The organism is Cochlodiniinecator piscidefendens (assembly GCF_011326755.1).
GTDB classification, from domain to species: domain Bacteria; phylum Pseudomonadota; class Alphaproteobacteria; order Rhodobacterales; family Rhodobacteraceae; genus Cochlodiniinecator; species Cochlodiniinecator piscidefendens.
The window spans coordinates 345556-371915 of record NZ_JAAOIE010000002.1; the positions used below are offsets into that span (position 1 = coordinate 345556).

Annotated in this window: 27 protein-coding genes; 11 read left to right on the top strand and 16 right to left on the bottom strand. The window is 50.4% G+C overall.

The window, feature by feature from the left end; genetic code table 11:
* Nucleotides 1-2 precede the first annotated feature (2 nt).
* Nucleotides 3-263 carry a DUF2312 domain-containing protein gene (locus G9C99_RS06385; RefSeq protein ID WP_166416617.1) on the bottom strand — a complete coding sequence of 87 codons (261 nt, stop codon included), beginning with the start codon at nt 261-263 and terminating at the stop codon, nt 3-5.
* 122 nt (nt 264-385) lie between these two features.
* Between G9C99_RS06385 and G9C99_RS06390 the strand changes: the two genes are divergently transcribed.
* Nucleotides 386-601, top strand: coding sequence for a hypothetical protein (locus G9C99_RS06390; protein ID WP_168713261.1), 216 nt, complete (start codon nt 386-388; stop codon nt 599-601).
* Between the two features lie 41 nt (nt 602-642).
* Here the strand turns inward: G9C99_RS06390 and G9C99_RS06395 are convergent, their stop codons facing one another.
* The 6 genes from G9C99_RS06395 to G9C99_RS06420 all read right to left on the bottom strand — a co-directional run bounded on the left by G9C99_RS06395 (nt 643) and on the right by G9C99_RS06420 (nt 6661).
* Nucleotides 643-855, bottom strand: coding sequence for a hypothetical protein (locus tag G9C99_RS06395; RefSeq protein WP_166416618.1), 213 nt, complete (start codon nt 853-855; stop codon nt 643-645).
* 161 nt (nt 856-1016) lie between these two features.
* Nucleotides 1017-1904, bottom strand: a complete 888-nt coding sequence (locus G9C99_RS06400; RefSeq protein WP_166416619.1) for a FliM/FliN family flagellar motor switch protein — start codon at nt 1902-1904, stop codon at nt 1017-1019.
* Nucleotides 1905-1973: 69 nt separating this feature from the next.
* On the bottom strand, nt 1974-4649 hold the full coding sequence (locus G9C99_RS06405; RefSeq protein WP_168713262.1) for a sensor histidine kinase: 2676 nt from the start codon (nt 4647-4649) through the stop codon (nt 1974-1976).
* On the bottom strand, nt 4646-4930 hold the full coding sequence (locus tag G9C99_RS06410; RefSeq protein WP_166416620.1) for a hypothetical protein: 285 nt from the start codon (nt 4928-4930) through the stop codon (nt 4646-4648). Before G9C99_RS06410 ends, G9C99_RS06405 begins: the two co-directional genes overlap by 4 nt.
* Nucleotides 4927-5295, bottom strand: coding sequence for a response regulator transcription factor (locus tag G9C99_RS06415; protein ID WP_166416621.1), 369 nt, complete (start codon nt 5293-5295; stop codon nt 4927-4929). The genes G9C99_RS06410 and G9C99_RS06415 overlap by 4 nt, the downstream gene beginning before the upstream one ends.
* A 52-nt stretch (nt 5296-5347) precedes the next feature.
* Complete coding sequence (locus tag G9C99_RS06420; RefSeq protein ID WP_166416622.1) at nt 5348-6661, bottom strand: helix-turn-helix domain-containing protein; 1314 nt, start codon at nt 6659-6661, stop codon at nt 5348-5350.
* 216 nt (nt 6662-6877) lie between these two features.
* Between G9C99_RS06420 and G9C99_RS06425 the strand changes: the two genes are divergently transcribed.
* The 6 genes from G9C99_RS06425 to acs all read left to right on the top strand — a co-directional run bounded on the left by G9C99_RS06425 (nt 6878) and on the right by acs (nt 14108).
* The gene (locus G9C99_RS06425) at nt 6878-8221 is read left to right on the top strand and encodes a substrate-binding protein (protein WP_166416623.1); all 1344 of its coding nucleotides are present in this window, start codon (nt 6878-6880) and stop codon (nt 8219-8221) included.
* Between the two features lie 107 nt (nt 8222-8328).
* Entirely contained in the window at nt 8329-9360 is a 1032-nt protein-coding gene (locus tag G9C99_RS06430; protein ID WP_166416624.1) for a branched-chain amino acid ABC transporter permease, read from the top strand.
* A gap of 3 nt (nt 9361-9363) precedes the next feature.
* Entirely contained in the window at nt 9364-10581 is a 1218-nt protein-coding gene (locus G9C99_RS06435; RefSeq protein ID WP_166416625.1) for a branched-chain amino acid ABC transporter permease, read from the top strand.
* Nucleotides 10582-10595: 14 nt separating this feature from the next.
* Complete coding sequence (locus tag G9C99_RS06440) at nt 10596-11354, top strand: ABC transporter ATP-binding protein (RefSeq protein WP_166416626.1); 759 nt, start codon at nt 10596-10598, stop codon at nt 11352-11354.
* A gap of 11 nt (nt 11355-11365) precedes the next feature.
* Entirely contained in the window at nt 11366-12103 is a 738-nt protein-coding gene (locus G9C99_RS06445; RefSeq protein WP_166416627.1) for an ABC transporter ATP-binding protein, read from the top strand.
* Between the two features lie 58 nt (nt 12104-12161).
* Nucleotides 12162-14108 (top strand): acetate--CoA ligase, encoded by a 1947-nt coding sequence (acs, locus tag G9C99_RS06450; RefSeq protein WP_166416628.1) that lies wholly within the window; start codon nt 12162-12164, stop codon nt 14106-14108.
* A 74-nt stretch (nt 14109-14182) separates the two neighbouring features.
* Here the strand turns inward: acs and G9C99_RS06455 are convergent, their stop codons facing one another.
* From G9C99_RS06455 to G9C99_RS06470, 4 genes are all read right to left on the bottom strand, one after another.
* On the bottom strand, nt 14183-14326 hold the full coding sequence (locus tag G9C99_RS06455) for a hypothetical protein (RefSeq protein WP_166416629.1): 144 nt from the start codon (nt 14324-14326) through the stop codon (nt 14183-14185).
* A gap of 129 nt (nt 14327-14455) precedes the next feature.
* Nucleotides 14456-15931 (bottom strand): NCS1 family nucleobase:cation symporter-1, encoded by a 1476-nt coding sequence (locus G9C99_RS06460; RefSeq protein WP_166416630.1) that lies wholly within the window; start codon nt 15929-15931, stop codon nt 14456-14458.
* Between the two features lie 99 nt (nt 15932-16030).
* Nucleotides 16031-17494: a dihydropyrimidinase gene (gene hydA / locus G9C99_RS06465; protein WP_166416631.1), complete on the bottom strand. Its 1464-nt coding sequence runs from the start codon at nt 17492-17494 to the stop codon at nt 16031-16033.
* Nucleotides 17495-17524: 30 nt separating this feature from the next.
* Nucleotides 17525-18775, bottom strand: a complete 1251-nt coding sequence (locus tag G9C99_RS06470; RefSeq protein ID WP_166416632.1) for a Zn-dependent hydrolase — start codon at nt 18773-18775, stop codon at nt 17525-17527.
* A gap of 303 nt (nt 18776-19078) precedes the next feature.
* Between G9C99_RS06470 and G9C99_RS06475 the strand changes: the two genes are divergently transcribed.
* Nucleotides 19079-19693 (top strand): TetR family transcriptional regulator C-terminal domain-containing protein, encoded by a 615-nt coding sequence (locus G9C99_RS06475; protein ID WP_166416633.1) that lies wholly within the window; start codon nt 19079-19081, stop codon nt 19691-19693.
* Between the two features lie 59 nt (nt 19694-19752).
* Here G9C99_RS06475 and preA read toward each other — a convergent pair whose 3' ends face one another.
* On the bottom strand, nt 19753-21057 hold the full coding sequence (gene preA, locus G9C99_RS06480) for an NAD-dependent dihydropyrimidine dehydrogenase subunit PreA (protein ID WP_166416634.1): 1305 nt from the start codon (nt 21055-21057) through the stop codon (nt 19753-19755).
* A gap of 11 nt (nt 21058-21068) precedes the next feature.
* Nucleotides 21069-22403: an NAD(P)-dependent oxidoreductase gene (locus G9C99_RS06485; RefSeq protein ID WP_166416635.1), complete on the bottom strand. Its 1335-nt coding sequence runs from the start codon at nt 22401-22403 to the stop codon at nt 21069-21071.
* A gap of 242 nt (nt 22404-22645) precedes the next feature.
* Here G9C99_RS06485 and accB point away from each other — a divergent pair, with 242 nt between their 5' ends.
* The 3 genes from accB to aat all read left to right on the top strand — a co-directional run bounded on the left by accB (nt 22646) and on the right by aat (nt 25164).
* The gene (gene accB / locus G9C99_RS06490; protein WP_166416636.1) at nt 22646-23137 is read left to right on the top strand and encodes an acetyl-CoA carboxylase biotin carboxyl carrier protein; all 492 of its coding nucleotides are present in this window, start codon (nt 22646-22648) and stop codon (nt 23135-23137) included.
* Between the two features lie 11 nt (nt 23138-23148).
* A complete protein-coding gene (gene accC / locus G9C99_RS06495; protein WP_166416637.1) occupies nt 23149-24495 on the top strand; it encodes an acetyl-CoA carboxylase biotin carboxylase subunit in 1347 nt (448 codons plus the stop codon).
* A gap of 87 nt (nt 24496-24582) precedes the next feature.
* Nucleotides 24583-25164 carry a leucyl/phenylalanyl-tRNA--protein transferase gene (aat, locus tag G9C99_RS06500; protein ID WP_407926005.1) on the top strand — a complete coding sequence of 194 codons (582 nt, stop codon included), beginning with the start codon at nt 24583-24585 and terminating at the stop codon, nt 25162-25164.
* Here aat and G9C99_RS06505 read toward each other — a convergent pair.
* The 3 genes from G9C99_RS06505 to G9C99_RS06515 are packed head-to-tail and all read right to left on the bottom strand — an operon-like array spanning nt 25107 to nt 26316.
* Entirely contained in the window at nt 25107-25493 is a 387-nt protein-coding gene (locus tag G9C99_RS06505) for a DUF2155 domain-containing protein (RefSeq protein WP_166416639.1), read from the bottom strand. The genes aat and G9C99_RS06505 overlap by 58 nt on opposite strands.
* A complete protein-coding gene (mlaD, locus tag G9C99_RS06510) occupies nt 25490-25942 on the bottom strand; it encodes an outer membrane lipid asymmetry maintenance protein MlaD (protein ID WP_166416640.1) in 453 nt (150 codons plus the stop codon). The genes G9C99_RS06505 and mlaD overlap by 4 nt, the downstream gene beginning before the upstream one ends.
* Nucleotides 25942-26316, bottom strand: a complete 375-nt coding sequence (locus G9C99_RS06515; RefSeq protein ID WP_166416641.1) for an NADH:ubiquinone oxidoreductase subunit NDUFA12 — start codon at nt 26314-26316, stop codon at nt 25942-25944. The genes mlaD and G9C99_RS06515 overlap by 1 nt, the downstream gene beginning before the upstream one ends.
* Nucleotides 26317-26360 lie beyond the last annotated feature (44 nt).

Below are 26360 nucleotides of genomic sequence, written 5' to 3' on the forward strand. Positions count from 1 at the left end.
CCTTATTGCATGCCAAGCGCTTCTTTATACATATCAAGAACCGCTTCTTCTTCAGCAATATCATTGGGTTCGCGTTTACGAAGGGCGATCACCTTCCGCATAACCTTAGTGTCATAACCCCGCCCTTTCGCTTCTGCCATGACCTCTTTCTGCTGCTCAGCGAGGTCTTTCTTTTCAGCATCAAGGCGTTCAATACGTTCGATAAATTGACGAAGTTCATCTGCCGTTACGCGGTAGCTGCTATCAGGAGAAAAATCATTCATGGGCCTGCCTCATTTTTGATGTAGAAACCTGATTAACGCCCCCATCGCAAACCTTCAAGGGTCTTGCCTGTGACAAAGACATAGTTTAGGCGCGGGGCACTTTGTAAACGAAAGGATGCATCATGGAACTACTCATCTGGGGCGGCGCTGCGATCTCGGTCATTGGGTTGGCAGGTTTGGTTTTATGCATCATTTTTGTGGCAAAGGCCAAAAAATCTGGATTGGACGACGACGCACTGCGCGCAAAGCTCCAAAAAGCTGTAGCCTTGAATTTAGGCGCATTACTGCTTTCCATGTTTGGCCTAATGCTTGTCGTGGTTGGTATTTTTCTCAGCTAACAATGGGTTAATTGCGCGCTGACTACCCTGCGGATACCATTTCAAACAGGCATATTGTCAAATAACGCTTCGGCTTCGTCCTCTTCCAGACGCTTTTCAAACAAGCTAAGATCGCCCGGAACAGGCAACCCCAAATTGCGAAATTCGGCGATCTTCTCACGCAATTGCTCTTGCAGAATAAATGAGTTTTCTGGACGAGACATAATTTCGTCAAGCAATACCAGAGCTGCGGCCTTCATATCTTCAAATGGCATTTTCTTTTCCTCTCTGATGGTTTCAGTAGGGGCATCAGCTCGCGCTCAAAACAATAAAGCTAAGCGTTTAAGGCTAATCCGCCTTTATTCTAACAGAATACCCTCACATCGCGAAAAAATCTTTGATTCAGCGCAAATTTTAGAATGGTCTCTTTAACTATCTACTCGTCAGCAGGGTTTGGCGCCCAACTTACCTGCATACGAATCGCACGGTTACCTTGACTCTGTCCAAGCTTTCCAATCCCCAAAGTTGTGCCTGCCGGGTCTTGAATAGAAATCGATGTAACCGATGACTGAGGAACCATCACAAGGTCGCCCACCTGTAACTGCGACACTTGCGAAACCGTCATGTCCTGACGATGCAGCACAGCCTGCAATTGCGCTTCGCTTTTCAATACCGCACTCTGAAGCGACACAGACCAATCTGCACCGCCCATGTCTAGAACTTCCTCAATCCGTTCCGCAGCAGGAAGCGCAATTTGGATATTTCCCTTTTTAGCGCCCAGAGCCAGATCGAGCCCTACCGTATAATTTCGGTAAGGCAAATCATCCAAAACCAACCCAATCTTACGTAAGCTTTCAAACGGCCCCACATAAACAAATCCTGGCAACCACGATCCAGACGCCAGCCCCTCTAGCGTGGAAGAAAGAAGCGTAAAAATCATATTTATGAAGCTTTCACACATCGCCGCATCAATCGCCGTTGTTTTACGTGCCTCAGCGACCTCTTCTTTCACCTGCCCCGTTGTTTGCACTTCAAGAATGCTCGCCAAGCACTGAAAATCTAATGCGAAAATGCCCTGCCGACCATCGTCGGAGCGCAGCAAAATCAAAATCCCATCTTCGGGCAGCTGCTCCATCAGCGAGGGTAAGCTGACGATACACTTATCAAAACCCGTGACTGAAACTGGTAGTTTCAATGCACGTTCCGCCGCCTTGGCAATAGCCAATCGCAACACAGAATCCACCTGCAGCGGTACAGCACTTTTCGTCGGCTTACTCGCTTCAGCGATTTTTTTTAAGACTGACTGTTCGATTCCAACGCCCATTCTATCGCGCCCTAGTTCCTACCGCTTAACAATCCTTGGATATGGTTTAAAATTCGTTTACCAAATCGATCATTTTAGAGGTAATTTCACGCGAAACGCCGCACCGTTTTGCCCCGGCAAATAGTCAATTGAACCCTTTAAATTGGTCATAATTTCACGACAAATAGCCAACCCAAGCCCTGCCCCACCAGCCGAATGATGGTCAGTCAAACGCGAAAACTTTTCAAAAATCAAATTTTGATCTGCTTGAGAAATCCCTGTTCCATTGTCGCGGAAATCGATTTCAACACAGTTTTCCCTAAGGCAGACTTGTACCTCCAATTTAGGCTCCGCGTGATCGCAATATTTTCTGGCATTGTTAATCAGATTGATAAACACCTGCGCTAATCGATCACCATCGGTGGCGATCATAATTTGCTCTTGATCAATCGATCTAACAACAGAAAGTGTTTCACTTTCTACTGCAGACAGGGCCGCTGCGAGACTGCGCTCAATGACATCGTACAGGTTTGTTTGCTCAATGTTTAACGCGACCTGTCCGTTTTCCAAAACATTGAGATCCAGTAAGTCATCAAGCAACCGAGTCAGGCGCAATGCTTCATCGTGAATGATCGAAGCATGATGCCGCTGTTCATCCGGGGTCATGTCCTGGACATCCCGGAGTATTTCAGAAAAGGCGCGAATAGATGTCATTGGCGTGCGCAATTCATGGCTGATCTGCCCCAGAAACGCATCCTTTTGAACCGAAAGTTCGGTCAGTTTCGTATTCACTTCCCCTAATTGACGTGCTGTGCGCTCCAATTCATCAGTCTTTTCTTCAAGTTTACTGGAGTATTCCATAATTTGGGCTGTCTCATCTGCAACCGCCATCAAATCCTCTACAGAAACACTAGCGCCCCCCGTGATTTGCGCCACCATCGCGTGTGCTGTTGCCGCACCAACCGATCCTGCAAGCTCGCGCTCCAATTGCTCCAGAAAATCCACTGAAGGATCGGGAAGCAGACCCGCCTTACCTTGTTTTTGCGCGATGGTTTGAAACAGCCTTTGCGCCTGATTGGGCCCTAGGATACGCTGAGACATAACCAGCAGATCCTCGGCGCCTGCTGCGTTTCCTGACCATCCACGCGCGTTTGCGCTGTGCTCAAAGACATTGACAAATTGCATCCCCTGAAGACGCTCCAGCGGATTAGGGAACGTCATCAGGGACACCGTGCAAAATACCAATGAATTTAAAAGCATGCTCCAAACAACTGCATGAATAACCGGATCAAGCCCAACAACACCAAACAAAGCCTGCGGTCGCAACCAACCAATACCAAATGGCCCGTGTTCCAGCATCTCAGGTGAAATGAGCGTTGCGCCGCCAATTGATGGCAAAAACAAGGTGTAGCACCACACGACAAACCCAACGATTAAGCCTAACGCAGCCCCATGGCGCGTGGCGCGACGCCAAAAAATCGCCCCTAGCAGCGCCGGTAACACCTGCGATACCCCAGTAAACGAAATAAGCCCAATTGCTGCTAGGGCGCTGCCCCCACCCGAGTAATGAAAATAAGCGTACCCCAATCCCAATACAGCGGCAATCGAACAACGCCGCGCAATCAGGACAACTTGGCGCACGTCCCCCGACACCGTTGCGCCTTTTGAAGTTACAGCCAGCCAAATCGGCATCACAATGTGATTGGAAACCATCGTTGACAAAGCAATCGCAGCAACGATCACCATCGAGGTTGCTGAGGAAAACCCACCCAAAAAGCTAAGCAAAGCAAGCTTATCCTGCCCCATCGACAAAGGGATTGTCAGAACAAATAGATCAGGATTTGCCCCCTTTGGCATCAGCTCCAGCCCAACTACGGCGATTGGAACAACAAACAAGCTCATTAACATCAGATACAAAGGAAACGCCCAAGACGCCGTTGCCACTGCGCGCTCATCTGCGTTTTCGACGACCATCACCTGAAACATCCGTGGCAAAGACAAAAAGGCTGCTGCAGATAAAAAGATAAGCCCCGCCCAGCGCCCTGGCCGTAAATCCCATTCCGCAATAGGAGAGGCATCAATGCGCGCTAAAATATCGCTCGGCCCATTTGCCACGCCCCAAACAACAAACACCCCAACAGCCAATAGCGCGACAAGCTTAACCACAGCTTCGAACGCAATTGCGGTGACAACGCCATGGTGCCGTTCATTTGCGTCGAGGTTTCGCGTTCCAAACAACACCGTAAACAAAATGAGCCCAACAGCGATCCAGAACGCCGTTGAATTCAGATCAATCGCCTCTGTTCCTGTGCCGCTCTCATTTGCAAACACCGCATAAGACAGCGTGACCGATTGTAGTTGCAGCGCAATATATGGCGTAGACCCAATCACAGCTAATAGCGTCACCAAGACACCCAATAAATTTGACTTTCCGAAGCGCGAAGAAATCAAATCGGCAATCGACGTGATACGTTGAGTACGGCCAATGCGCACCAATTTTCGCACAATGCCCCACCACCCGATCATAATTAATGTCGGACCAAGGTATATCGTTACAAATTCAAGTCCAGATCGCGCTGCATACCCTACGGCGCCATAAAACGTCCAAGCAGTACAGTAGATCGACAACGAAAGCGTATAGACGATCGGAGACTGCAACCACCCCAGTCGCCCTCGCGCGGCCTGTTGATCCGCAAAAAATGCGATTGCAAATAGGAAAATAACGTAGATTACACTGACGATGATCAACGCATTGAAACCGATCATTCGTGTTCTTTCTCGTGGGGTTTACGGCCTTTCTCATCGGTTTGTCGATCCGACAAAGCAAAGGAAATGCGCGCGGCAATAACGATCAGCATAACCCAAACAGCGAAAACATATAAAACGCCCGCTCCGGTTTCATGCTCAGGGGTAGCAATCGGATTTCGCAAAATTGGAAGTAAAAGTAATATCCCCCCCAAAAACGGAAGCAGACGCGCGGCATCCTCGGCGCGGCGGCGCACATAATTACGCTTTTCCAAAAAGGGGAGTTGCCGGTTCCGGTTCACGATCCTACCAATTCACGCACACTTTCCAACACTTCAGTATTTGAAAATGGCTTTGTCATAAAACGGCTTGCGCCAAAACGCTCAGCAAGTTCGCGATCTTTGGTCTGACCGCGCGCGGTCAGCATAAGAATTGGCAATGTTTCCGTCTCTGTAAATCCACGCAAATCCTGCAAAATCTCATAGCCACTCCGATTGGGTAACATCACATCCAAAATAACCACATCAGGCCGCACCTCTTTTGTGCGCTCAAAAGCAGTTTGCCCATCAGAATGCGTTTCGACATTCCACCCCTCCCGAGATAGAATAAACCGAATTGCTTCCCTGATATTCGGTTCGTCTTCAATTAATAAGACAGTCTTGGCCATTACGTCCCCTAGCGCTTGGTTGCCCTATATAGTCACAGCTTATGTTCTTCTGTCAAAACGCGTCCGAAAGAATTGACGGTTCCCGCCGTGCGACACATGCGCGCCGCGCGCAAATCCTACAGTTTGCCCCCACTTCAGAAACAGTTTCATCCTGAACACCATTTGCTGGAAAGACGATCATCTGTGCCTCCAGCACCGGGGCACCGTCAAAGCCTTCAGGGTATTTCTGCTCAGCATATGCATAAGCCGTCAAGTTTTGCTTTGCCCGGCCCGACTGAAAAATGAATGTTCTCACCGGCGTTCCTGGCCGTGTCATTGCCTGATACAAGGGCCATAAGGGACAGGTCGCCCCAAATTGAGGAATGGCAAAACTGTCCATTTCTTTTCGAAACGTCACTCCCCCAGTACCGTCGCAAGTTACGCGTCCTATTGGTTGTTTGGTCACAACTTCAGGAATGCAAGCCAAGCGGCGCATCACTTGCAGCATACTTACCTTAAACCGGTTCGCCAGCTTCAGCGGATCCCACTCCAGTTGTTCAGCGACCGTCACAAGCGATATTTCTGGCAAAGCACGCGCATCTTCTAGGTATTCTTGTAACTGGCGGTTCAGCATAATACGCGACGCCGGAAGCCCAAATCCACAACCTGCGATCAATTGTTCTATCTGTTCATCGCCCGCATATGGGGTTTCAAGCAGAGGCAGATAATAATCATGCCGCGCCCAAAAACCGTCCAGCTCCTCTTGCGCAGAGGTCGCAACCACCCCTCCTTCCTGAGCACCGTCCAAATAAGACACCAAGGCTTGTGCGCCTTTGGACAGTAATTCTGCGTCTTCAAATAAATTCGTTTGAAACCGTCTTTGCCACTGGGGATCAATTTCATCAGACTGCGCCAAAATGGAAGAGGTCGAGCGGATCGACGTCACCTTTGACAATACTTCGTGCAGGGCCTCTGACAAAATAGGGTCATGCGACAGCCGATCCGTCAAAGCCTCAACAGTTTGCTCTAGTGCGACCCCGTTTTTATGGCGCCCGGCCAATAAACTGGCCCACCCCGGAAACCGCCCAACAAATTCCTCAAGACGGTCCAATTCCACGGCCTCTGTTTCGATGGACTGCATAGAAGCCGCATCGCGCAATGATACCAAAAGCTGCGCCTCAACACCCTCTGACAAAAGCGCGACCTCAACCCCAAGAGCACGCGCCAGATCGCTCAGCAATTTTCCCGCGATTCTGCGGCGATTGTGCTCAATTAAATTGAGATAAGATGGCGAGATACCAACATCACGCGCCAAATCAGACTGCTTTATCCCCAAAGCAGATCGACGATCACGAATACGGCTTCCGACCAACACATGCGAAGTCATGAATTTCTCCATCAATACAATAGGTTTCTGCAGTTGCGAGAAAATGAATTTACAAAACTACAGCGAACCTCGTAATTCATTTTACAAAAATATCTTTTAATTAAAAGTACTTGTTGAAAAATTTTCCAACCGACGATGATACTAACGAAGCTCTGTAAAGAGTATGTGTGTTGCGCGGGGAGGCGTGAACACACCAATCACCAAAGGGAGGAATTCATGTCCACTTCTAATCCGACACGTCGCGGTCTGCTGAAAACGGGTGCCATAGCGAGCGCCGGTCTGGCCGTACCGACTATTTTCACAGCGTCATCCGCTGCTGCGTTCACCAACGAACCAACCGGCAGCACAGTTACGCTTGGCTTTAACGTGCCGCAAACCGGCGCATATGCTGATGAGGGCGCGGATGAGCTGCGCGCCTATGAACTCGCTGTAGAGCACCTGAATGGTGGCGGTGACGGCGGCATGATGTCGACGTTCTCATCCCAAGCGCTCAACGGCGCAGGTATCTTGGGCAAGCAAGTTCAGTTCGTAACCGGCGACACCCAAACAAAATCTGACGCGGCGCGCGCCTCTGCACGTTCCATGATCGAAAAAGACGAAGCAGTGATGATCACCGGAGGGTCTTCTTCTGGCGTTGCAATCGCGGTTCAAGGTTTGTGCCAAGAAGCTGGCGTGATCTTTATGGCGGGTTTGACCCACTCTAATGACACAACAGGTAAAGACAAAAAAGCTAACGGTTTCCGTCACTTCTTTAATGGTTACATGTCTGCTGCGGCGCTTGCGCCTGTGCTGGCCGACCGTTACGGCACTGACCGGAACGCTTATCACCTAACCGCTGACTATACTTGGGGTTGGACACAAGAAGAATCCATCGCAGCTGCGACTGAAGCATTGGGTTGGAACACTGTTGATAAGGTGCGCACACCGCTCGCTTCAACTGATTTCTCATCCTATATCGCACCTGTCCTGAACTCTGGCGCTGACGTTCTGGTTCTGAACCACTACGGCGGTAACATGGTCAACTCTCTGACCAACGCTGTTCAGTTTGGCTTGCGTGATCGTATCGTTAACGACAAACAGTTCGAAATCGTTGTTCCGCTTTACTCACGCCTCATGGCGCGCGGTGCTGGTGCGAACGTTGCAGGCATTCTTGGTTCAACCAACTGGCACTGGTCCTTGCAAGATGCAGGTTCACAAGCCTTCGTACGTTCATTCGGTACAAAATACGGCTTCCCTCCATCACAGGCAGCGCACACCGTTTACTGTCAGACACTTCTTTATGCTGATGCAGTTCAGCGTGCTGGGTCCTTCCACCCTTGCGCTGTTGCAGAGGCTCTCGAAGGATTTGACTTTGACGGTTTGGGCAATGGTCCAACGCATTACCGTGCAGATGATCACCAGTGCTTCAAAGACGTTCTGGTCGTGCGCGGTAAAGAAAACCCAGAAAACGAATTCGACCTTTTGGAAGTTGTGGAAGTTACCCCACGTGCCCAAGTTGAATACGCAGCAGATCACCCAATGTTTGCCGGTGGCGCATTGGGCGAATGTAACGGCGGTTAATTCCCCCTGTACTGACAGCGCTGCCCGCGCTGTCAGCCTCTGCAGGCAAAGCGCTCCCCTTGGGCCTTTGCCTGCTCCCCACCAACTTAAACTGACTGGGTGGACCGATGGACGCGATCCTTCTACAAATCCTCAATGGGCTCGATAAGGGCTCTGCCTATGCGCTTATTGCGTTGGGGCTTACACTTATTTTTGGCACGTTGGGCGTTGTGAACTTCGCACATGGTGCGCTTTTCATGATTGGTGCGTTTTGCGCGGTGACGCTGCAACGCATTCTTTCCCTTAGCTTTGAAACCATCGACGAAAGCAGAACGGATTTTCTAGGAAACCCGCTGAAGGTTGAAACACCCTACGTCGAAGCATGGTTTGGCCCTGACGTCGGCATGGCGATCATTGATTGGTCGGTGCCTTTGGCGATTTTCTTTGCCATTCCCGTAATGATCACCATCGGCTTCATCATGGAGCGCGGTTTGATCAAGCATTTTTACAAACGCCCCCATGCGGACCAGATTTTGGTCACCTTCGGCTTGGCGATTGTGCTGCAAGAGATCGTTAAATACTTTTTTGGCGCAAACCCAATTCCAACCCCTGCCCCAGACGTATTCCGTGGATCATTTGATTTTGGTGTGCTGCTAGGATTTGACCCCTATGCCATCGCGTACCCGTACTGGCGTCTGGTTTACTTCTTCTTCTCGGTCACAATTATCGGCGCTGTCTTTGCCTTCTTACAGTTTACGACCTTTGGTATGGTTGTGCGGGCTGGGATGGCAGACCGCGAAACGGTTGGATTACTTGGCATTAACATCGACCGCCGCTTTACCATTATGTTTGGCATCGCTGCCGCAGTCGCAGGGTTAGCCGGCGTAATGTATGCGCCAATCAATTCACCAAATTATCACATGGGTATGGATTTTCTGGTTCTTAGTTTTGTCGTTGTTGTTGTCGGCGGCATGGGATCACTGCCCGGTGCTGTTCTGGCTGGCTTTATGCTTGGCATTCTCGAAAGCATCTCATCCATGAACGAAGTAAAGGCGATTTTTCCAGGAATCGACCAAATCATTATCTACCTTGTGGCCATTCTCATTCTGCTGACGCGTCCGCGTGGCTTGATGGGTCGCAAAGGCGTGATGGAGGACTAAACTATGCTGGGTCTCAACAAAAAAGACACCAAATTCCTGCTGATCGTCGTGGCGTTGACCATGTTCACACCGATCATCCTGCAACCATTTGCCGAAGGCACAGGCCTAGCCCAGTTCAATGCTGGTTATCCTGACTTGATGCAGCGTTTTGCGATCTTTGGCATCTTTGCCATCGGATTTAACATCCTCTTTGGCCTCACCGGATACCTATCCTTTGGTCACGCTGCGTTTCTAGGTGTCGGTTCCTATTCAGCAGTTTGGATGTTCAAACTGCTCAGCATGAATGTCATACCCGGCATTTTACTTGCTGTGGCAACGTCTGGCGTATTTGCCTTACTCATTGGCTATGTCAGCTTGCGCCGTTCCGGTATCTACTTCTCCATTCTGACACTTGCTTTTGCGCAGATGAGCTTCAACCTCGCCTACTCAGTTCTAACGCCGATCACCAACGGTGAAACAGGTTTGCAGCTGGCGTTGGACGATCCGCGCATTTTGGATGGCGTAAATAACTCTGGGTCGCTTCCTGTGACCAATATCTTTGGTCTGGCGATGAACTCTTCCACTCAGATCGAAGTTCTAGGTCGGGTTTGGACATTTAATGTTGGCTACTACTTCTGCGCCATCATCGCGATCCTCGCCTTTTATCTGAGCTTGCGAATTTTCCGTTCCCCGTTTGGTATGATGCTGCGTGCGGTAAAATCCAATCAGCAACGGATGAATTACACTGGCCTGAACTCTCGCCCCTATACGCTTGCTGCTTTTGTGATTTCTGGGATGTATGCGGGTTTGGCTGGCGGCCTACTTGCCTCAATGGATCCACTTGCTGGTGCGGAGCGTATGCAATGGACTGCCTCAGGCGAAGTTGTCTTGATGACCATCCTTGGCGGCGCGGGAACCCTGATGGGTCCGGTACTGGGCGCTGGCTTTATCAAGTACTTTGAAAACATCTTCTCAAAGATCAACGACACGGTTCTACATGGCTGGTTTAGCTTTATGCCCGATGGGCTAGAGGATCTTCTGGTTGTTCTTGTCCATCCCTTCGTTGGCAAAGGCTGGCACCTGACGCTTGGTATCTTGTTCATGCTGGTTGTTGTGTTCTTGCCTGGCGGCTTGATCGAAGGCGGACAGCGCATCGCGGCCCTTTTCAAACGCAAACGCTCTGATGATGACAACCTCGACCCAGAGCACCATCCGAAACAAACGCCGCATGTGGCTGAATAAGGAGGATACGAACAATGGGTATTCTTGAAGTCAAAGGCGTCGGTAAACGATTTGGTGGTTTGCAAGCGCTTGGGGACGTAAATCTAAGTGTGGGCGAAAACTCCGTCCATGCGATCATCGGGCCAAACGGGGCGGGTAAATCAACATTGCTGAACTGTTTGATCGGAAAACTGATCCCGGACACTGGCAGCGTTATGTTTGATGGCCAATCTGTTTTAGGGCGCAAACCGCATGAAATCTGCCAAATGGGTATTTCGCGGGTTTTTCAAACACCTGAGGTTTTTGGCGATCTCACCGTGTTTGAAAACATGCTGATCCCGTGCTTTGCCAAACGTGATGGCGCGTTTCGCCTGCATGCGTTTGAAACCATCGCACAAGAAAAGGATGTCGTCGAAAAAGCGCAGGTAATGCTTGAGGATGTAAATATGCAGGACAAACTGCATATGACTGCAGCTTCACTCTCGCGTGGTGATAAACGTCGGTTGGAAATGGCGATGTGCTTGGTTCAGGATCCAAAACTTTTGCTTTTGGATGAACCCACCGCTGGCATGGCACGCGCTGACACCAACAACACAATTGATCTGTTGAAAGAAATCAAAGACAAACGCGACATCACCATTGCGATTATTGAACACGACATGCACGTGGTGTTTTCTTTGGCGGAACGGATCACCGTTCTCGCCCAAGGGACCCCACTGGTCGAAGACACCCCAGACAACATCAAAGGCCACCCAAAAGTACGCGAAGCGTATTTGGGCGAGTCACACGGTTAAGGGACGTAACAATGAACACAAATTCAAATCACGCGGCCAACGCCCCCGCCTATTTCTCAGTTTGGGACCTGCACGCATATTACGGCGAAAGCTATATCGTTCAGGGGGTTAGCTTTAACGTCCACGAAGGCGAAATTCTCGCACTTCTCGGACGCAATGGCGCAGGAAAAACCTCAACATTGCGTGCTATCGCACGACTAGATGATCCCGCACTAACCCACGGCGAAATTTGGCTGGATCACCAGCCTCTTCACAAAATGAAAAGCTATGAAGCTGCGGCATCAGGTATGGGGCTTGTCCCCGAAGACCGCAGAATCATCGCGGGTCTTACGGTTGAGGAAAACCTCCAATTGGCACAAATTGCCGAACCCGTTGGATGGTCCTTGGATCGTTTGTACGATCTTTTCCCACGCCTACGCGAACGCCGCAAACAAGAGGGCGTAACACTTTCGGGTGGCGAACAGCAAATGTTGGCAATTGCGCGTGCCCTTGCCCGCGATATCAAAGTGCTATTGCTGGATGAACCTTATGAAGGCTTAGCCCCCGTGATTGTTGATGAAATCGAAAAAACACTCAACATCATCAAGGCTCAAGGCATTACAACCGTTATCGTAGAACAGAACGCAGTACGTGCACTTAAGCTTGCTGATCGGGCTGTGATCCTAGATACGGGTGGTGTGGTTTTTGACGGCACTGCAAAAGAGGTGCTTGATAACGCGGAACTACGCGCTGAATATCTGGCTATCTAACGACGGCCAATGCAACCGCTGAGGAGCCGGCTGCATTATTAAGGGAAAAGAGATTAGAATGACCGACACGACCTATGCCCCCTCCGCTGACATGGCGGCCAACGCCCACGCCGACAAAGCGAAATACGATGAGATGTATGCAGCGTCTGTAAATGACCCTGAAGCATTTTGGGGTGAACATGGCCAGCGGCTTGATTGGATCAAGCCATTCACCAAAGTCAAAGATGTCTCTTTTGCCCCTAACGTTTCGATCAAATGGTACGAAGATGGCACCCTAAATGTCGCTGCAAACTGCGTTGATCGCCATCTGGCAACTCGTGGCGATCAAACTGCTATCATTTGGGAACCTGATGAACCAACCGAGCCAGCGCTTCACATCACCTACAATGAGCTATACGACAAAGTAAATCGTATGGCGAATGTGCTTAAGTCACAGGGTGTTGTTGCTGGTGACCGTGTTATCATCTATCTGCCGATGATCCCCGAAGCCGCTTATGCCATGTTGGCTTGCGCGCGTATTGGCGCGATCCACTCTATCGTTTTTGCAGGTTTCTCACCCGATGCATTGGCAAACCGTATCAACGACTGCGAGGCCAAAGTTCTTATCACCGCAGACGAAGCCCCACGTGGCGGGCGCAAGACTGCGCTTAAGTCAAACGCGGATGCGGCGCTGTTGCATTGCAGCGATAAGGTTCGCTGTCTTGTTGTGAAACGCACAGGCGGTCAAACCACATGGATTGATGGGCGCGATGTTGACGTCACATCTATGATGGAAACCGTTTCCCCGACCTGCCCAGCCCGTGAAATGAATGCCGAAGACCCGCTGTTTATTCTCTATACCTCAGGCTCTACCGGCAAACCCAAAGGGGTGGTGCATACCTCAGGTGGGTATCTGACTTACGCGGCAATGACCCATGAATACACTTTCGACTACAAAGAAGGTGATATTTTCTGGTGTACTGCCGATGTCGGTTGGGTGACGGGCCACAGCTATATCGTCTATGGTCCACTCGCCAACGGCGCGACAACAATTATGTTTGAAGGTGTGCCGACCTATCCCGACGCATCGCGGTTCTGGGAAGTCTGCGAAAAACACAAGGTCAATCAATTCTACACCGCCCCAACCGCCATTCGCGCATTGATGGCCCAAGGCCCTGAATTCGTCGAAAAATGTGACCTTTCCGATATGCGTATCCTTGGTACAGTGGGCGAACCTATCAATCCAGAAGCATGGAATTGGTACAATGATGTTGTTGGCAAAGGTAAATGCCCGATCGTTGACACATGGTGGCAAACGGAAACAGGCGGTCATTTGATGACTCCACTGCCAGGCGCAACAGCGACCAAGCCCGGTTCTTGCACCCTGCCCTTCTTTGGTGTCACACCAGTCATCCTTGACCCAACCTCCGGCGCTGAAATCTCAGAAACCGAAGCCGAAGGCGTGCTTTGCATACGCGACAGTTGGCCCGGTCAGATGCGCACGGTTTACGGTGATCATGAACGGTTCGAAAAAACCTATTTCAGTGATTACAAAGGCTATTACTTTACTGGTGACGGCTGTCGTCGTGATGCTGATGGCTATTACTGGATCACAGGTCGCGTTGACGATGTTATCAACGTTTCTGGCCACCGCATGGGGACCGCCGAAGTCGAAAGCGCACTTGTGGCCCACCCTAAGGTCGCCGAAGCGGCTGTTGTTGGCTATCCTCACGACATCAAAGGCCAAGGCATCTATGCCTACGTTACATTGATGAACGATCAATCCCCGTCAGACGAGTTGCGCAAAGAGCTGGAAAAGTGGGTCCGTACTGAAATCGGCCCCATTGCAAAACCCGACCTCATTCAATGGGCCCCCGGATTACCTAAGACTCGCTCTGGTAAAATCATGCGCCGTATTTTGCGTAAGATTGCTGAAAATGATTATGGCGCGCTTGGCGATACATCGACGCTTGCTGATCCGAGTGTCGTTGATGATTTGATCGACAACCGCATGAACCGTTCCTAAACACTCCCCCATCTGTATTTATTACAGATACCTAACGGGCCGTTCATCGGCCCGTTTTTTTATTCTGATGGGCATCAGCACACTGCAGGCACAGCCGCAGTAATCGTGCTTAGATCTTCGACCTCTGCCTCACATTCACCAAATGATGGGCTGCATCCCAAAACAGCGAAGGCAACAAATACCAAAGCAACAATGCGGGTAAGGTGGGCAAATTTCATGTCAAATTTCCTTAGCTGGTGACATCTACTCGCTTCATACTCCGATCTGATCTAAGGGGCTTTGACCAAGATCAAACATAAAAAACACGACCCGAGGGCCGTGTTTTTCAGAACAAGTATTTGACCGTTTTACTTGTTCATAACTTTGGCAAGAACCAGATAAGCGGCACCAGCAACAAACAAACCAACAAACCATGCATAGGTGTAAATCATACCAAAGAACGGTGAAACGCTTTCGGTGATACCAACGCCGTTCAAGAACCCGGGCAGGTTCGGCAAAATGCCAATGATCAGCGCCAGCATGCCAGCCCAATTTACGCCATTGCTCGCTGAGTAAATCCCATTATGGCGGAACAAATCACCAACAACCAATTCCTGCTTACGCAACAAATAGTAATCAGCGAGCATGATCCCCGCGATCGGGCCCAACAACGCGGAGTAAGCCAGCAACCAACCAATGATATGATTGATCAAAATCCAAGGGAACATCACCAGACCAATTGCTGCAGTGATATATCCACCTTGGCGTAGGTTGATTTTGCTTGGCGCAAGGTTGGCAAACCCGTGTGCAGGCGCAACCACGTTTGCCGCAAGGTTGGTTGTCAATGTTGCGACGATCAACGCGAACAGCGCGATCACCACCGAAAAACCGCCCATTTGTTCGGTCAGTGCGATTGGGTCCCAGATTGGAGCACCAAAGATCACAACCGTCGCAGATGTCACCGCAGAAGCGATAAACGCAAACAACGCCATCGGGATTGGCAAGCCAATCGCCTGACCTTTGAACTGATCTTTTTGGGTTTTCGCGTGGCGAGTAAAGTCAGGAATGTTTAAAGCCAAAGTTGCCCAAAACCCAACCATACCCGTTAGGCTTGGCCAAAACGTTGACCAGAACTGTCCTTCTTTCGGCTGCCCCACATCAAACTGCGATGGCGTCGAAAGCATTTCGCCAAAACCGCCCGCATTGACATAAGCCCAAGCCAACAGAGCCAGCCCCATCGCTAACAAAAATGGCGCAGCATAGGTTTCTAACCAACGAATGGACTCCGTGCCGTTCTTAATAAAATAAAGGTGAAGCGCCCAAAACGCGAGGAAGCAAACGAACTGACCGCCATTGATCCCAAGGAAGCCAATAACGTCGCCGTCAATCGCTCCGCCCGTCAGTTTATTGATGATCACATAAATCGCTGATCCACCAACCCACGTCTGAATACCGAACCAGCCACACGCAACGATACCACGCGCAACAGCAGGTATTTTGGCACCAGCAGGGCCAAAGGACGAACGTAGCAAAACAGGGAACGGGATACCGTATTTTGTCCCCGCATGACCGATCAAAACCATCGGAACAAGAACGATTATGTTGGCCAAAAGAATGGTCATAACCGCCTGATCCCAACTCATCCCAGCACCGATCAGATAAGATGCCAATAGGTATGTCGGAATACACACGACCATGCCCACCCAAAGCGCGGCAATAGCAACCCAATCCCAGGTTCGCTGTTCGCGCGTGGTGGGCAATTGGTCTTCATTATAGAGATCGGCATCGATCCCGGTTAATGTCGTGTAATGGACGCCGTCCACCACTTCGGTACTGTCACTCATGTTTTCCTCCCATAGGAAATGACCTCGTTGGGCCCAGAGAAATCCGTTTCTTTTGAACGGTTGGCTGCGCCCCGTGTTAGGTCTACGGGGCGGGTTTCGTTAAATCCCAGCAGGGATATTCATCGGGTCACGCTCAATTTTGCGTGGTGTATTTAAAGCCTTCCATTGGCTAAGCGCCTTGTGCGCTGAAGGAAATGCAGGGCGTGGTACAAACCGACCACGACCAGGCTGAGGTTGGCTGTTCTGCCCCCACGCCCAGATGACTTCACCGCGACTTAGGGTAAAGCGACTTTGTGCTTTGACATCGAAGCCTTCGAACACATTGTAATCCAAAACAGAATGGTGATTGGATTGGGAAATGGTTTTGCTGATTTTCGGATCCCACACCACAATATCAGCATCCGCGCCTTCGACAATTGCGCCTTTTTTCGGATAGATATTCAAGATCTTCGCTACATTGGTTGAGGTTGCTGCGACAAACTCATTCGGCGTCAAACGACCTGTTTCGACACCTTCGGTCCACAGCACCGCAAGCCGTTCTTCTAAACCGTTAGATCCATTCGGGATGAGGCAAAAATTGTCTTTGCCCATCAGTTTTTGCTCAGAGGTAAACGCGGCGTGGTCTGTCGCAACCACCTGAAGTGAACCCGACTGCAACCCGGCCCAGAGGCTTTGCTGATGTTCTTTGTTACGGAAAGGCGGAGACATCACGCGGCGTGCCGAATGCATCCAATCCCCTTTGAAATACTCAGAGTCATCGAGCGTTAAGAATTGAATCAGCGGCTCACCGTAAACGCGCATTCCTTTTTGGCGGGCACGGCGGATCGCTTCATGCGCCTGCTCACAGGAAACATGCACGATATAAAGCGGTACACCGGCTGCATCAGCAATCGTGATCGCCCGATTGGCGGCTTCGCCCTCAAATTCAGGGGGGCGTGAATAGGCGTGGCCTTCAGGTCCTGTAATACCCTCGGCTAAATACTTGGCCTGCATTTCCGCAACGAGGTCACCGTTTTCGGCGTGAACCATCGGCAATGCGCCAAGTTCGGCACAGCGCTTGAATGATGCAAACATTTCATCGTCTTCGATCATCAACGCGCCTTTATAGGCCATGAAATGTTTGAAGGAATTCACCCCCATTTTCACCGCGTCTTCCATTTCGGAAAACACGTTTTCATTCCAACCCGTAATCGCCATGTGATAGCCAATATCAGCACAGATTTGTGGGGCCGATTTGCGATGCCATTCGTTGATAGCGTTCTTGATTGATCCGTCTTCGCCCGGAAGACAGAAATCAACGAGCATCGTTGTACCGCCAGCAGCCGCAGCCCATGTGCCAGATTCAAAGGTTTCCGCAGCGGTTGTTCCCATAAAGGGCATTTCCAAGTGGGTATGTGGGTCAATTCCACCAGGGATGACATAAGCGCCTTCGGCGTCAATATATGTATCACCCTTCAGGTCTTCACCAATTTGCTTGATGACCTCACCTTCGATCAGAACGTCGGCTTTCCACGTGCGATCAGCCGTACAAACCATCCCACCTTTGATGACTTTCGTTGTCATGTTTTTTCCTCCCAATGCGTTGTGGCCTTTTCAGGCTTCGATCCCTGCGGTTTCGACAACTGCGTGCAACAATACATCTGCGCCTGCGGTGGCCCATTCTTTGCTAATTTCTTCGGCTTCATTGTGGCTAAGGCCATCTACACAGGGGCACATCACCATAGCGGTTGGCGCCATGCGATTGATCCAACAGGCGTCATGCCCCGCGCCAGAAATGATATTGCGGTGGGAATACCCAAGACGTTCAGCCGCATTGCGCACTGCGGTTACGCAGGTTTCGTCAAATGTGACCGGATCAAATCCTCCCACTTTTTCAAACTCGATCTGCATCCCCATGTCATCAACGATCTTCTGGCCCTCCACCTTCAGGCGCGCTTCCATATCTTGGATCACGCTAAGGTCAGGAGACCGAAAATCAACGGTAAACACAACTTTTCCGGGAATCACGTTGCGTGAATTGGGGTAAACATCGATATGCCCTGCGGCACCCACTGCGTCAGGCGCATGGGACCATGCGATTTCTTCGACCTTTTCCAATACGCGCGCCATGCCAAGTCCGGCATTTTTGCGCATGGGCATTGGGGTTGATCCTGTATGGCTGTCTTTGCCGTGGATTGTCACTTGGGTCCAGCTCAGTCCCTGACCATGTGTGACAACACCAATGTCTTTTCCTTCAGCCTCAAGGATTGGTCCTTGTTCGATATGCAATTCAAAAAAGGCATGCATTTTGCGTGCGCCAACCTCTTCTTCACCACGCCAGCCGATGCGTTTTAATTCATCTCCAAATGATTTACCCTCAGCATCTTCACGGGCATAAGCCCAATCCTGCGTGTGCATTCCGGCGAAAACACCCGAGGATAACATTGCTGGTGCATAGCGTGTCCCCTCTTCGTTCGTCCAATTTGTGACAACAATAGGATGTTTGGTTTCAATCCCTAAGTCATTCAAAGTACGGATTAATTCCAGCCCACCTAATACACCAAGAACGCCATCGTATTTACCACCAGTGGGCTGAGTATCTAAGTGAGACCCAACATACACAGGCAATGCCTCGGGGTCGGTTCCATCGCGTTGGGCAAACATATTCCCCATCTGATCCAGCCCCATCGAACAACCAGCGTCTTCACACCATTTCTGAAACAATGCGCGCCCTTCACCGTCTTCGTCCGTCAGCGTTTGTCTGTTGTTGCCACCGGCAATACCCGGCCCAATTTTGGCCATCTCCATCAGGCTATCCCAAAGCCGTTCACCATTAATTTTCAGGTTTTCGCCAGGTGCAGACATGATGACTTCCTCTTTATGTGTCGGGCAAAACACACACCGGGAATGTCATGTCAGAATTGCCAACACAGTAGCAACCGAAACCATGGCAGCGCCTCCCAAAAGGTGCGGGCTTTGGTATATTTCGCATTTTGACCAATTGGTCAGAAACACGCTAGCAGAGCGTAAGATTCAGTCAAGGATTTCGAGTCACAAATATGCGGCAACTTTCTATCAGATCGGGTTTTCGTGTTAGAATTCTTGAATTCGTCAGAAAGACCTGCTTTTTAGCATCAACTTTGAACATACAGGCAGACATCTGATCCAATGGACAAAAAGCGCCCTCGCACACGCATCCAGATGAAAAACACCGCCGCCATCATGGAGGCCGCGTTGGATATATTTTCCCAGCATGGTTTTCGCGGTGCGACATTGGATCTGATCGCTAAATCATCCGGGTTGTCCAAACCAAACCTACTTTATTACTTCCCCTCAAAAGAAGCGATCCATATTGAATTGCTTTCCGGCCTAATGGAAACTTGGATCGCCCCACTGCGTGCACTTGACCCCCAAGGTGACCCCATCACTGAACTGATGTCCTATGTGGATCGTAAACTGCAGATGAGCCAAGATTATCCGCGTGAAAGTCGGCTTTTTGCCAACGAAATTGTTCAAGGCGCGCCACGCATGTTCATTTCGATTTCTGAAGACTTGAAAGCACTGGTCGATGAAAAGTCTGCCATTTTGCAAACGTGGTCGGACGACGGAAAAATTGCCAAAGTAAATCCACGCCATTTACTATTTTCAATTTGGGCGCTCACTCAACATTACGCAGATTTTGATGTTCAAATCCGCGCCATTCTTGACGGCCACGAAGAAGACCCCTTTGAAGAAGCTCGCCATTTTGTGCACACCGCATTTCTGCGCATTATCACCCCATAAAAAAATGCCCCGGCCAAAACCGGGGCAAGTCAAAAGACAACGGGAGTCTTAGGAACCGTTTATTCGGCAGCTGTAGCCGAAGGGTTATTTGGGTGTGTTGTCCAGTTCGCGTATTGGTCACTTACGATTTCTTTGGTCCGGGGGTCCGTTTCGCCCGGCACCATTTCGACCATGGTGATGCAATCGTCAATGGGGCACACATTTACACAAAGATTGCACGCGACACATTCATCATCCTTAACGGAAAACACGCGATCATCTGACATTTCAATGGCTTGGTGACTTGTATCTTCACAAGCTGCATAACACCGACCGCATTGAATGCAGGCCTCTTCGTCGATGTGGGCCTTAGTGATGTGATTTAAATTGAGGTACTGCCAATCCGTGACATTTGGAACGGCTTTTCCTTTGAAATCCTCAAGCGTGGCGTAGCCTTTTTCATCCATCCACGCTGACAGTCCAGACGCCATTTCCGTCACAATTTTAAAGCCATAGGTCATCGCAGCTGTGCAGACTTGGGTATTACCACAACCAAGCGCGATGTACTCGGCTGCATCACGCCACGTCGTCACGCCACCAATTCCCGAAATCGGCAACCCATGTGTTTCCGGGTTACGTGCAATTTCCGCGACCATATTCAACGCGATGGGTTTAACCGCAGGACCACAGTAGCCGCCATGTGTGCCCTTACCGTCAATCATTGGCTCCGGCGACATTGCATCGAGGTTGACCGAAGTAATTGAATTGATCGTGTTGATCAAACTCACAGCATCAGCTCCGCCCCGCTTCGCCGCCTCAGCGGGCTTGCGAACGTCAGTGATATTTGGCGTGAGCTTTACGATAACTGGCATGCGGGTGTTTTGTTTACACCAGCGTGTGACCATTTCAATGTATTCAGGCACCTGCCCAACAGCGGCCCCCATCCCACGTTCAGCCATCCCGTGTGGGCATCCAAAGTTAAGCTCAATACCATCGGCACCGGTTTCTTCGACCACGGGTAGGATTGCCTTCCATGCGTCTTCTTCGCAGGGGACCATCAGGGACACGATCATCGCGCGGTCCGGGTAGTCCTTTTTGACCGATTTGATTTCTTGCAGGTTTTGCTGCAACGGACGATCTGTAATCAATTCAATGTTGTTGAGCCCGAGCAATCGACGATCAGCGCCCCAGATTGCGCCGTATCGCGGGCCATTTACATTGACCACCGGCGGGCCTTCGGCACCCAGCGTTTTCCAGACAACACCACCCCACCCGGCCTCAAAGGCGCGGCGTACATTGTATTCTTTGTCGGTGGGCGGCGCTGAAGCGAGCCAAAACGGATTTGGGGATTTGATCCCGACGAAATTTGCAGAAAGATCAGCCATATCGGTTCTCCTTATCCCATTAAGTTCTGATGAATGGACTCAGCTGCATCGCGGCCCTCTGCCACTGCGGTCACTGTCAGGTCGTCACCACCAGACGCGCAATCGCCCCCGGCCCAAACGTTCAGCATGGAGGTTTGGCCCGCCTCCGAAACGACGATCTTTCCATTTTCGACATTCAGTCCGCCAGGCATTTCACCTAACTGTTGACCAATTGCTTTATACACTTGATCCGCTGGCACCTCAAAGGTCTCTCCGGTGCCTTTCAGCCCCGAGCCTTTATCCTCAGTGTACTCGAATTGTACTGATTGCGCGGCCCCGTTCCCGAGAATCCGCTTTGGCTGAGCATTTTCTATGATCTGCACACCTTTGGACGCAGCTAAATCCTGTTCAAATTCAGATGCCCCCATACGGTCGCGCCCACGCCGATATACGATCGAAACATTTTGCGCCCCTAGCAACTTTGATTGCACGGCAGCATCGACCGCAGTCATTCCGCCACCAATGACCACGACGTTGCGTCCAACAGCCAGAGTAGATAAATCATCTGCTTGTCGAAGATCCGCAATGAAATCCACTGCATCAGCAACGCCGTTTTTATCTTCGCCGTCAGCACGCAGAGCATTCACACCTGACAATCCAACAGCCAAAAACACCGCGTCATGAGACGCAGAAAGCGTATCCAATGACAGGGTTTCACCCAGTTTTTTACCGTGGTGCAGAGTTATTCCGCCTATCTGCAGCAACCAAGCCACTTCGCGTTCGGCAAAATTATTGACAGATTTATAAGCCGCGATGCCAAATTCATTGAGGCCACCGCTTTTTTCACGCGCATCAAACAAGTCAACCGAATGCCCCTTCATCGCCAAACGATGTGCGCAAGATAACCCTGCGGGGCCCGCCCCAACGACCGCTACAGATTTACCCGTATCCGCACTCCGGACAAACGGATGTTTATCCGTTTGCATGTAATCATCAGTCGCATAGCGTTGCAGACGACCGATTTCGACGGGCTTGCCTTCAGCCGCTTCTCTGACACATGCTTCTTCGCATAGAGTTTCTGTGGGACACACACGAGCGCACATGCCGCCAAGAATATTTTGTTCAAATATGGTTTTGGCAGCTTCTTTCGGCATACCGGCCTGAATTTGACGAATGAACATCGGAATATCGATGTCCGTCGGACAGGCTGTTGTACACGGTGCATCGTAGCAAAAATAACAACGGTCCGCAGCGACGGCGGCCTCATGTGTTTCATAAGCCGGGTGCAGATCAGAAAAGTTCTGCGCGTATTGCTCGGCTGCAAGCCTACCGGATTCGATACCCGGTGTGCGTTCATTATTTGGCATTATCTGGCCTCCCCGCTGGATATGCATGTTCAGCCTGCCACATGATAATTTTTTTATCAAATGGTAAATTTTTAGCAATTCTGACCATTTAGAAAAAAAATTCCCCACTCGCGCCCGTTGACAGTCACAATCACTGGTACAATCTACGTAACAATCTCTTTTCTCCCTGACTCTGCTAGCGTATAAGCGCTGTCAGTTAGGTAGGCCCGCCGTAATGGGTAAAAAAACCGATCGAGGACGGTATGACAAAAAACAAACATGATGCAGACGTTGCCTTTATTCAGGCATTGGCAGAACTCCTTCAGGAAAATGACCTGACAGAATTACAGGTAAAGCGCGAATACAGCGAAAATGATTGCCTGAACGTGCGCGTGAGCAAAGCAACCAATGTTGTCGCTGCTGTTGCGGCACCTGCCCCAGTCGCTGCAGCAGCTGCGCCAATTGCCCCTTCAGCGGCGCCAGCCGCGGTACCAACTGCAAGTGACGACCCAGCGAGCCACCCTGGCGCAGTTCCGTCCCCTATGGTTGGCACAGCGTATCTATCCGCTGAACCTGGCGCCGCTGCGTTTGTAAGCGTTGGTCAACAGGTCAGCGAAGGTGATACATTGATGATCATCGAAGCGATGAAAACAATGAATCACATTCCGGCGCCAAAATCTGGCACCGTAAAGCGGATTCTCGTAGCGGATGCTGATGCAGTCGAATACGGCGCGCCTTTGATGATCATCGAATAAGGGTGCGCGGGATGTTTGATAAAATCCTCATCGCGAACCGTGGAGAAATCGCTTTACGCGTCATCCGCGCCTGTCGCGAAATGGGCATTAAATCTGTTGCGGTACACTCAACCGCCGATTCAGACGCAATGCATGTTCGCATGGCAGACGAAGCTATTTGCATCGGCCCCCCTCCGGGGACTGACAGCTACCTTTCAATGTCATCATTGATTGCGGCCTGTGAAGTAACAGGTGCCCAAGCCATCCACCCCGGATATGGCTTTCTCAGCGAAAACGCGAACTTCGTCCAAATTGTCGAAGATCACGATATTACGTTCATTGGCCCAACAGCGGAACACATCCGCATGATGGGTGATAAAATCACCGCAAAAGACACAATGAAACGTCTCGGCGTTCCTTGCGTACCTGGCTCTGACGGTGGTGTGCCCGACTATGAGACAGCGCGAGCTGTTGCAGATGAAATCGGGTACCCCGTAATTATCAAAGCAACTGCTGGTGGTGGTGGGCGCGGCATGAAACTTGCCAAATCCGCTGATGAGCTTGAAGTCGCTTTCCGCACTGCGCGCTCTGAAGGCAAATCCGTCTTTGGTAATGACGAAGTATATATTGAAAAATACCTCGGCACCCCACGTCATATCGAAATTCAAGTCTTTGGCGACGGTAAAGGCAACGCAGTTCACCTTGGAGAGCGCGACTGTTCTCTTCAACGTCGCCACCAAAAAGTGTTTGAAGAGGCCCCCGGCCCCTGCATTACACCGGAATTGCGTGCAAAAATTGGTAAGGTTTGTGCCGACGCGGTTGCCAATATCAACTACATCGGTGCCGGAACTATCGAGTTTCTGTACGAGAACGACGAATTTTATTTCATCGAAATGAATACCCGTCTTCAAGTTGAACACCCAGTAACCGAAGCCATTTTTGGCGTTGACCTTGTACGCGAACAAATTCGTGTTGCCGCAGGGTTGCCAATGTCCTTTGCTCAAGACGACCTTGAGGTTCAAGGCCATTCTATTGAGGTTCGGATCAACGCTGAAAAGCTTCCTAACTTCTCTCCTTGCCCCGGTAAGATCACCGCATACCATGCGCCTGGTGGTCTAGGTGTGCGTATGGATTCAGCCCTTTATACTGGCTACTCCATCCCGCCCTATTACGACAGCCTAATTGGCAAATTGATCGTATATGGTCGCGACCGCGATGAGGCACTCGCACGGCTTAGCCGCGCATTGGGGGAGCTCATTGTAGACGGCGTTGATACGACGCTGCCGTTGTTCCACGCCCTTTTGCAGGAAAAAGACGTTCTCACAGGGGATTATGATATCCACTGGCTTGAAAAGTGGCTTGAGACCAACCTTGGTTAACGAATTTGATACACTAATCCGCGCCCTTCAATGGGCGCGGTAACTCCTGAAATCCTGCTCAATGCTTATGCAGCAGGTGTCTTCCCAATGGCAGAATCACGCGATGATCCCGAAGTTTTCTGGGTTGATCCACAATTCCGTGGCATCCTTCCCTTAAGTGGCTTCCATATTTCGCGCAGCCTCGCAAAGTCTCTTAAGCGCAACGATTACGAAGTTCGGATAGATACAGCCTTTGCCGAAACCGTGGCAGCATGTGCAGATCGAACAGACACTTGGATCAACCCAACAATTTTCGATCTATACGACAGTTTACACGAAATGGGCTTTGCACATTCGGTTGAGATCTGGAGCGATGAACAACTCATCGGTGGAGCGTACGGAGTGGCGTTAAATGGAGCATTCTTTGGCGAAAGCATGTTTTCAAGACGCAGGGACGCTTCAAAAATTGCACTGGCCTATTTGATGGATAGATTGCGCGCAGGAGGTTTCAGCCTTCTAGATACGCAATTCATAACACCGCATCTGCAATCTCTTGGCGGTCTAGAAATCCCTAGGGACGCGTATAGATCACTACTGAAGCGGGCAATCCAACAGAGCGCAGACTTCTTTTGTCAGCCGTTATCGGTGTCTGCTTCTGGCGTCATACAGCGCAACACCCAGACATCGTAGCGACGATGATCAAGCGCGTTTAACGCCGGCGACGACGCAACCATCAAACCATCAAACAGAATCTGACCTTCGGAAATATCCCGAACCACTATTTTTGCGAATGCGTCGCCGGATGGGTTTGCCGTCGGATAACGGCAGGATTCCAGCGTCACCAGCAAACTGCCAATTGTCGCTGATTGCATTGAATTCAGAGCGTAATCCGCAGTTGCACCATTTACCTTATCAAGGCTGCGCAGCACTGCACCATTTGCGTCGGTGACAGCAACAGCATCCTGCGCCGTTGCTACACCTGTCCACGCCAACAGAATTACAAATGCGGTGCGGATCATTCGTCAGAGCCTGATCCAGCGGCAAATTTCGCCAGCAATGTCACGAGACTAACAGCCCCTTGGGTGTCGACAATTGTCGCCCCTGGGTCAAAGTTAAACGGGGATCCACCAGGAACGATATCGACATAATTTCCGCCCAATAGTCCTTCGGAAGCGATTTCAGCCGAACTATCGTCAGGAACAGTCACACCGTCCACAACCGCGAACACAGCATCAGCCCGAAACGTTTCCTGATTAAGAGCCAGATCAACAACTGTTCCAATTTTCACGCCAGCCATGCGAATATCTGTACCAACGGAAACCCCTTCAACAGAACGAAAACTCGCGTTCAGTGTGTAGGCTTCAGTCGCACTGGAATATCCCGTGATTTGCCCTGCATAAAACAAGAAACCGGCTGCAGCCGCTAAAACACAGCCGCCTACGAGCACTTCAGTGGTATTCTCAGCCATTATTCAGGCTGCCATGCTTCGTAATCGCTACGCTCTTGCGGCGTAGACTGACGCAATGATCCGGCCGGTGCATACGCCATTGCTGTTCCGGTCAGGTTTTCCTGATGTTCTTTTTCCCACGCTTTGTGCACCAACGGTTTTTTTGTTGGAGCCTCTTTATAAGTGTGGTGTAGCCAGCCATGCCAATCTGGAGATACCCGAGACGCTTCAGGTTCTCCATCAAAATGGACCCACCGACGTTTTCCATCACGAGATTCGAAAAAAACATTTCCCTGCTCGTCTTCGCCCACTTTCACGCCGTAACGCCATGTAAACAAACGTGTTCCTACACTTTGGCCGTGCCACCATGTGAGAAGAGACAGAATAAAACGCATTTCATCGTCCTAGTAATTATAAAGCTAGCATCGGTGTACTGCAC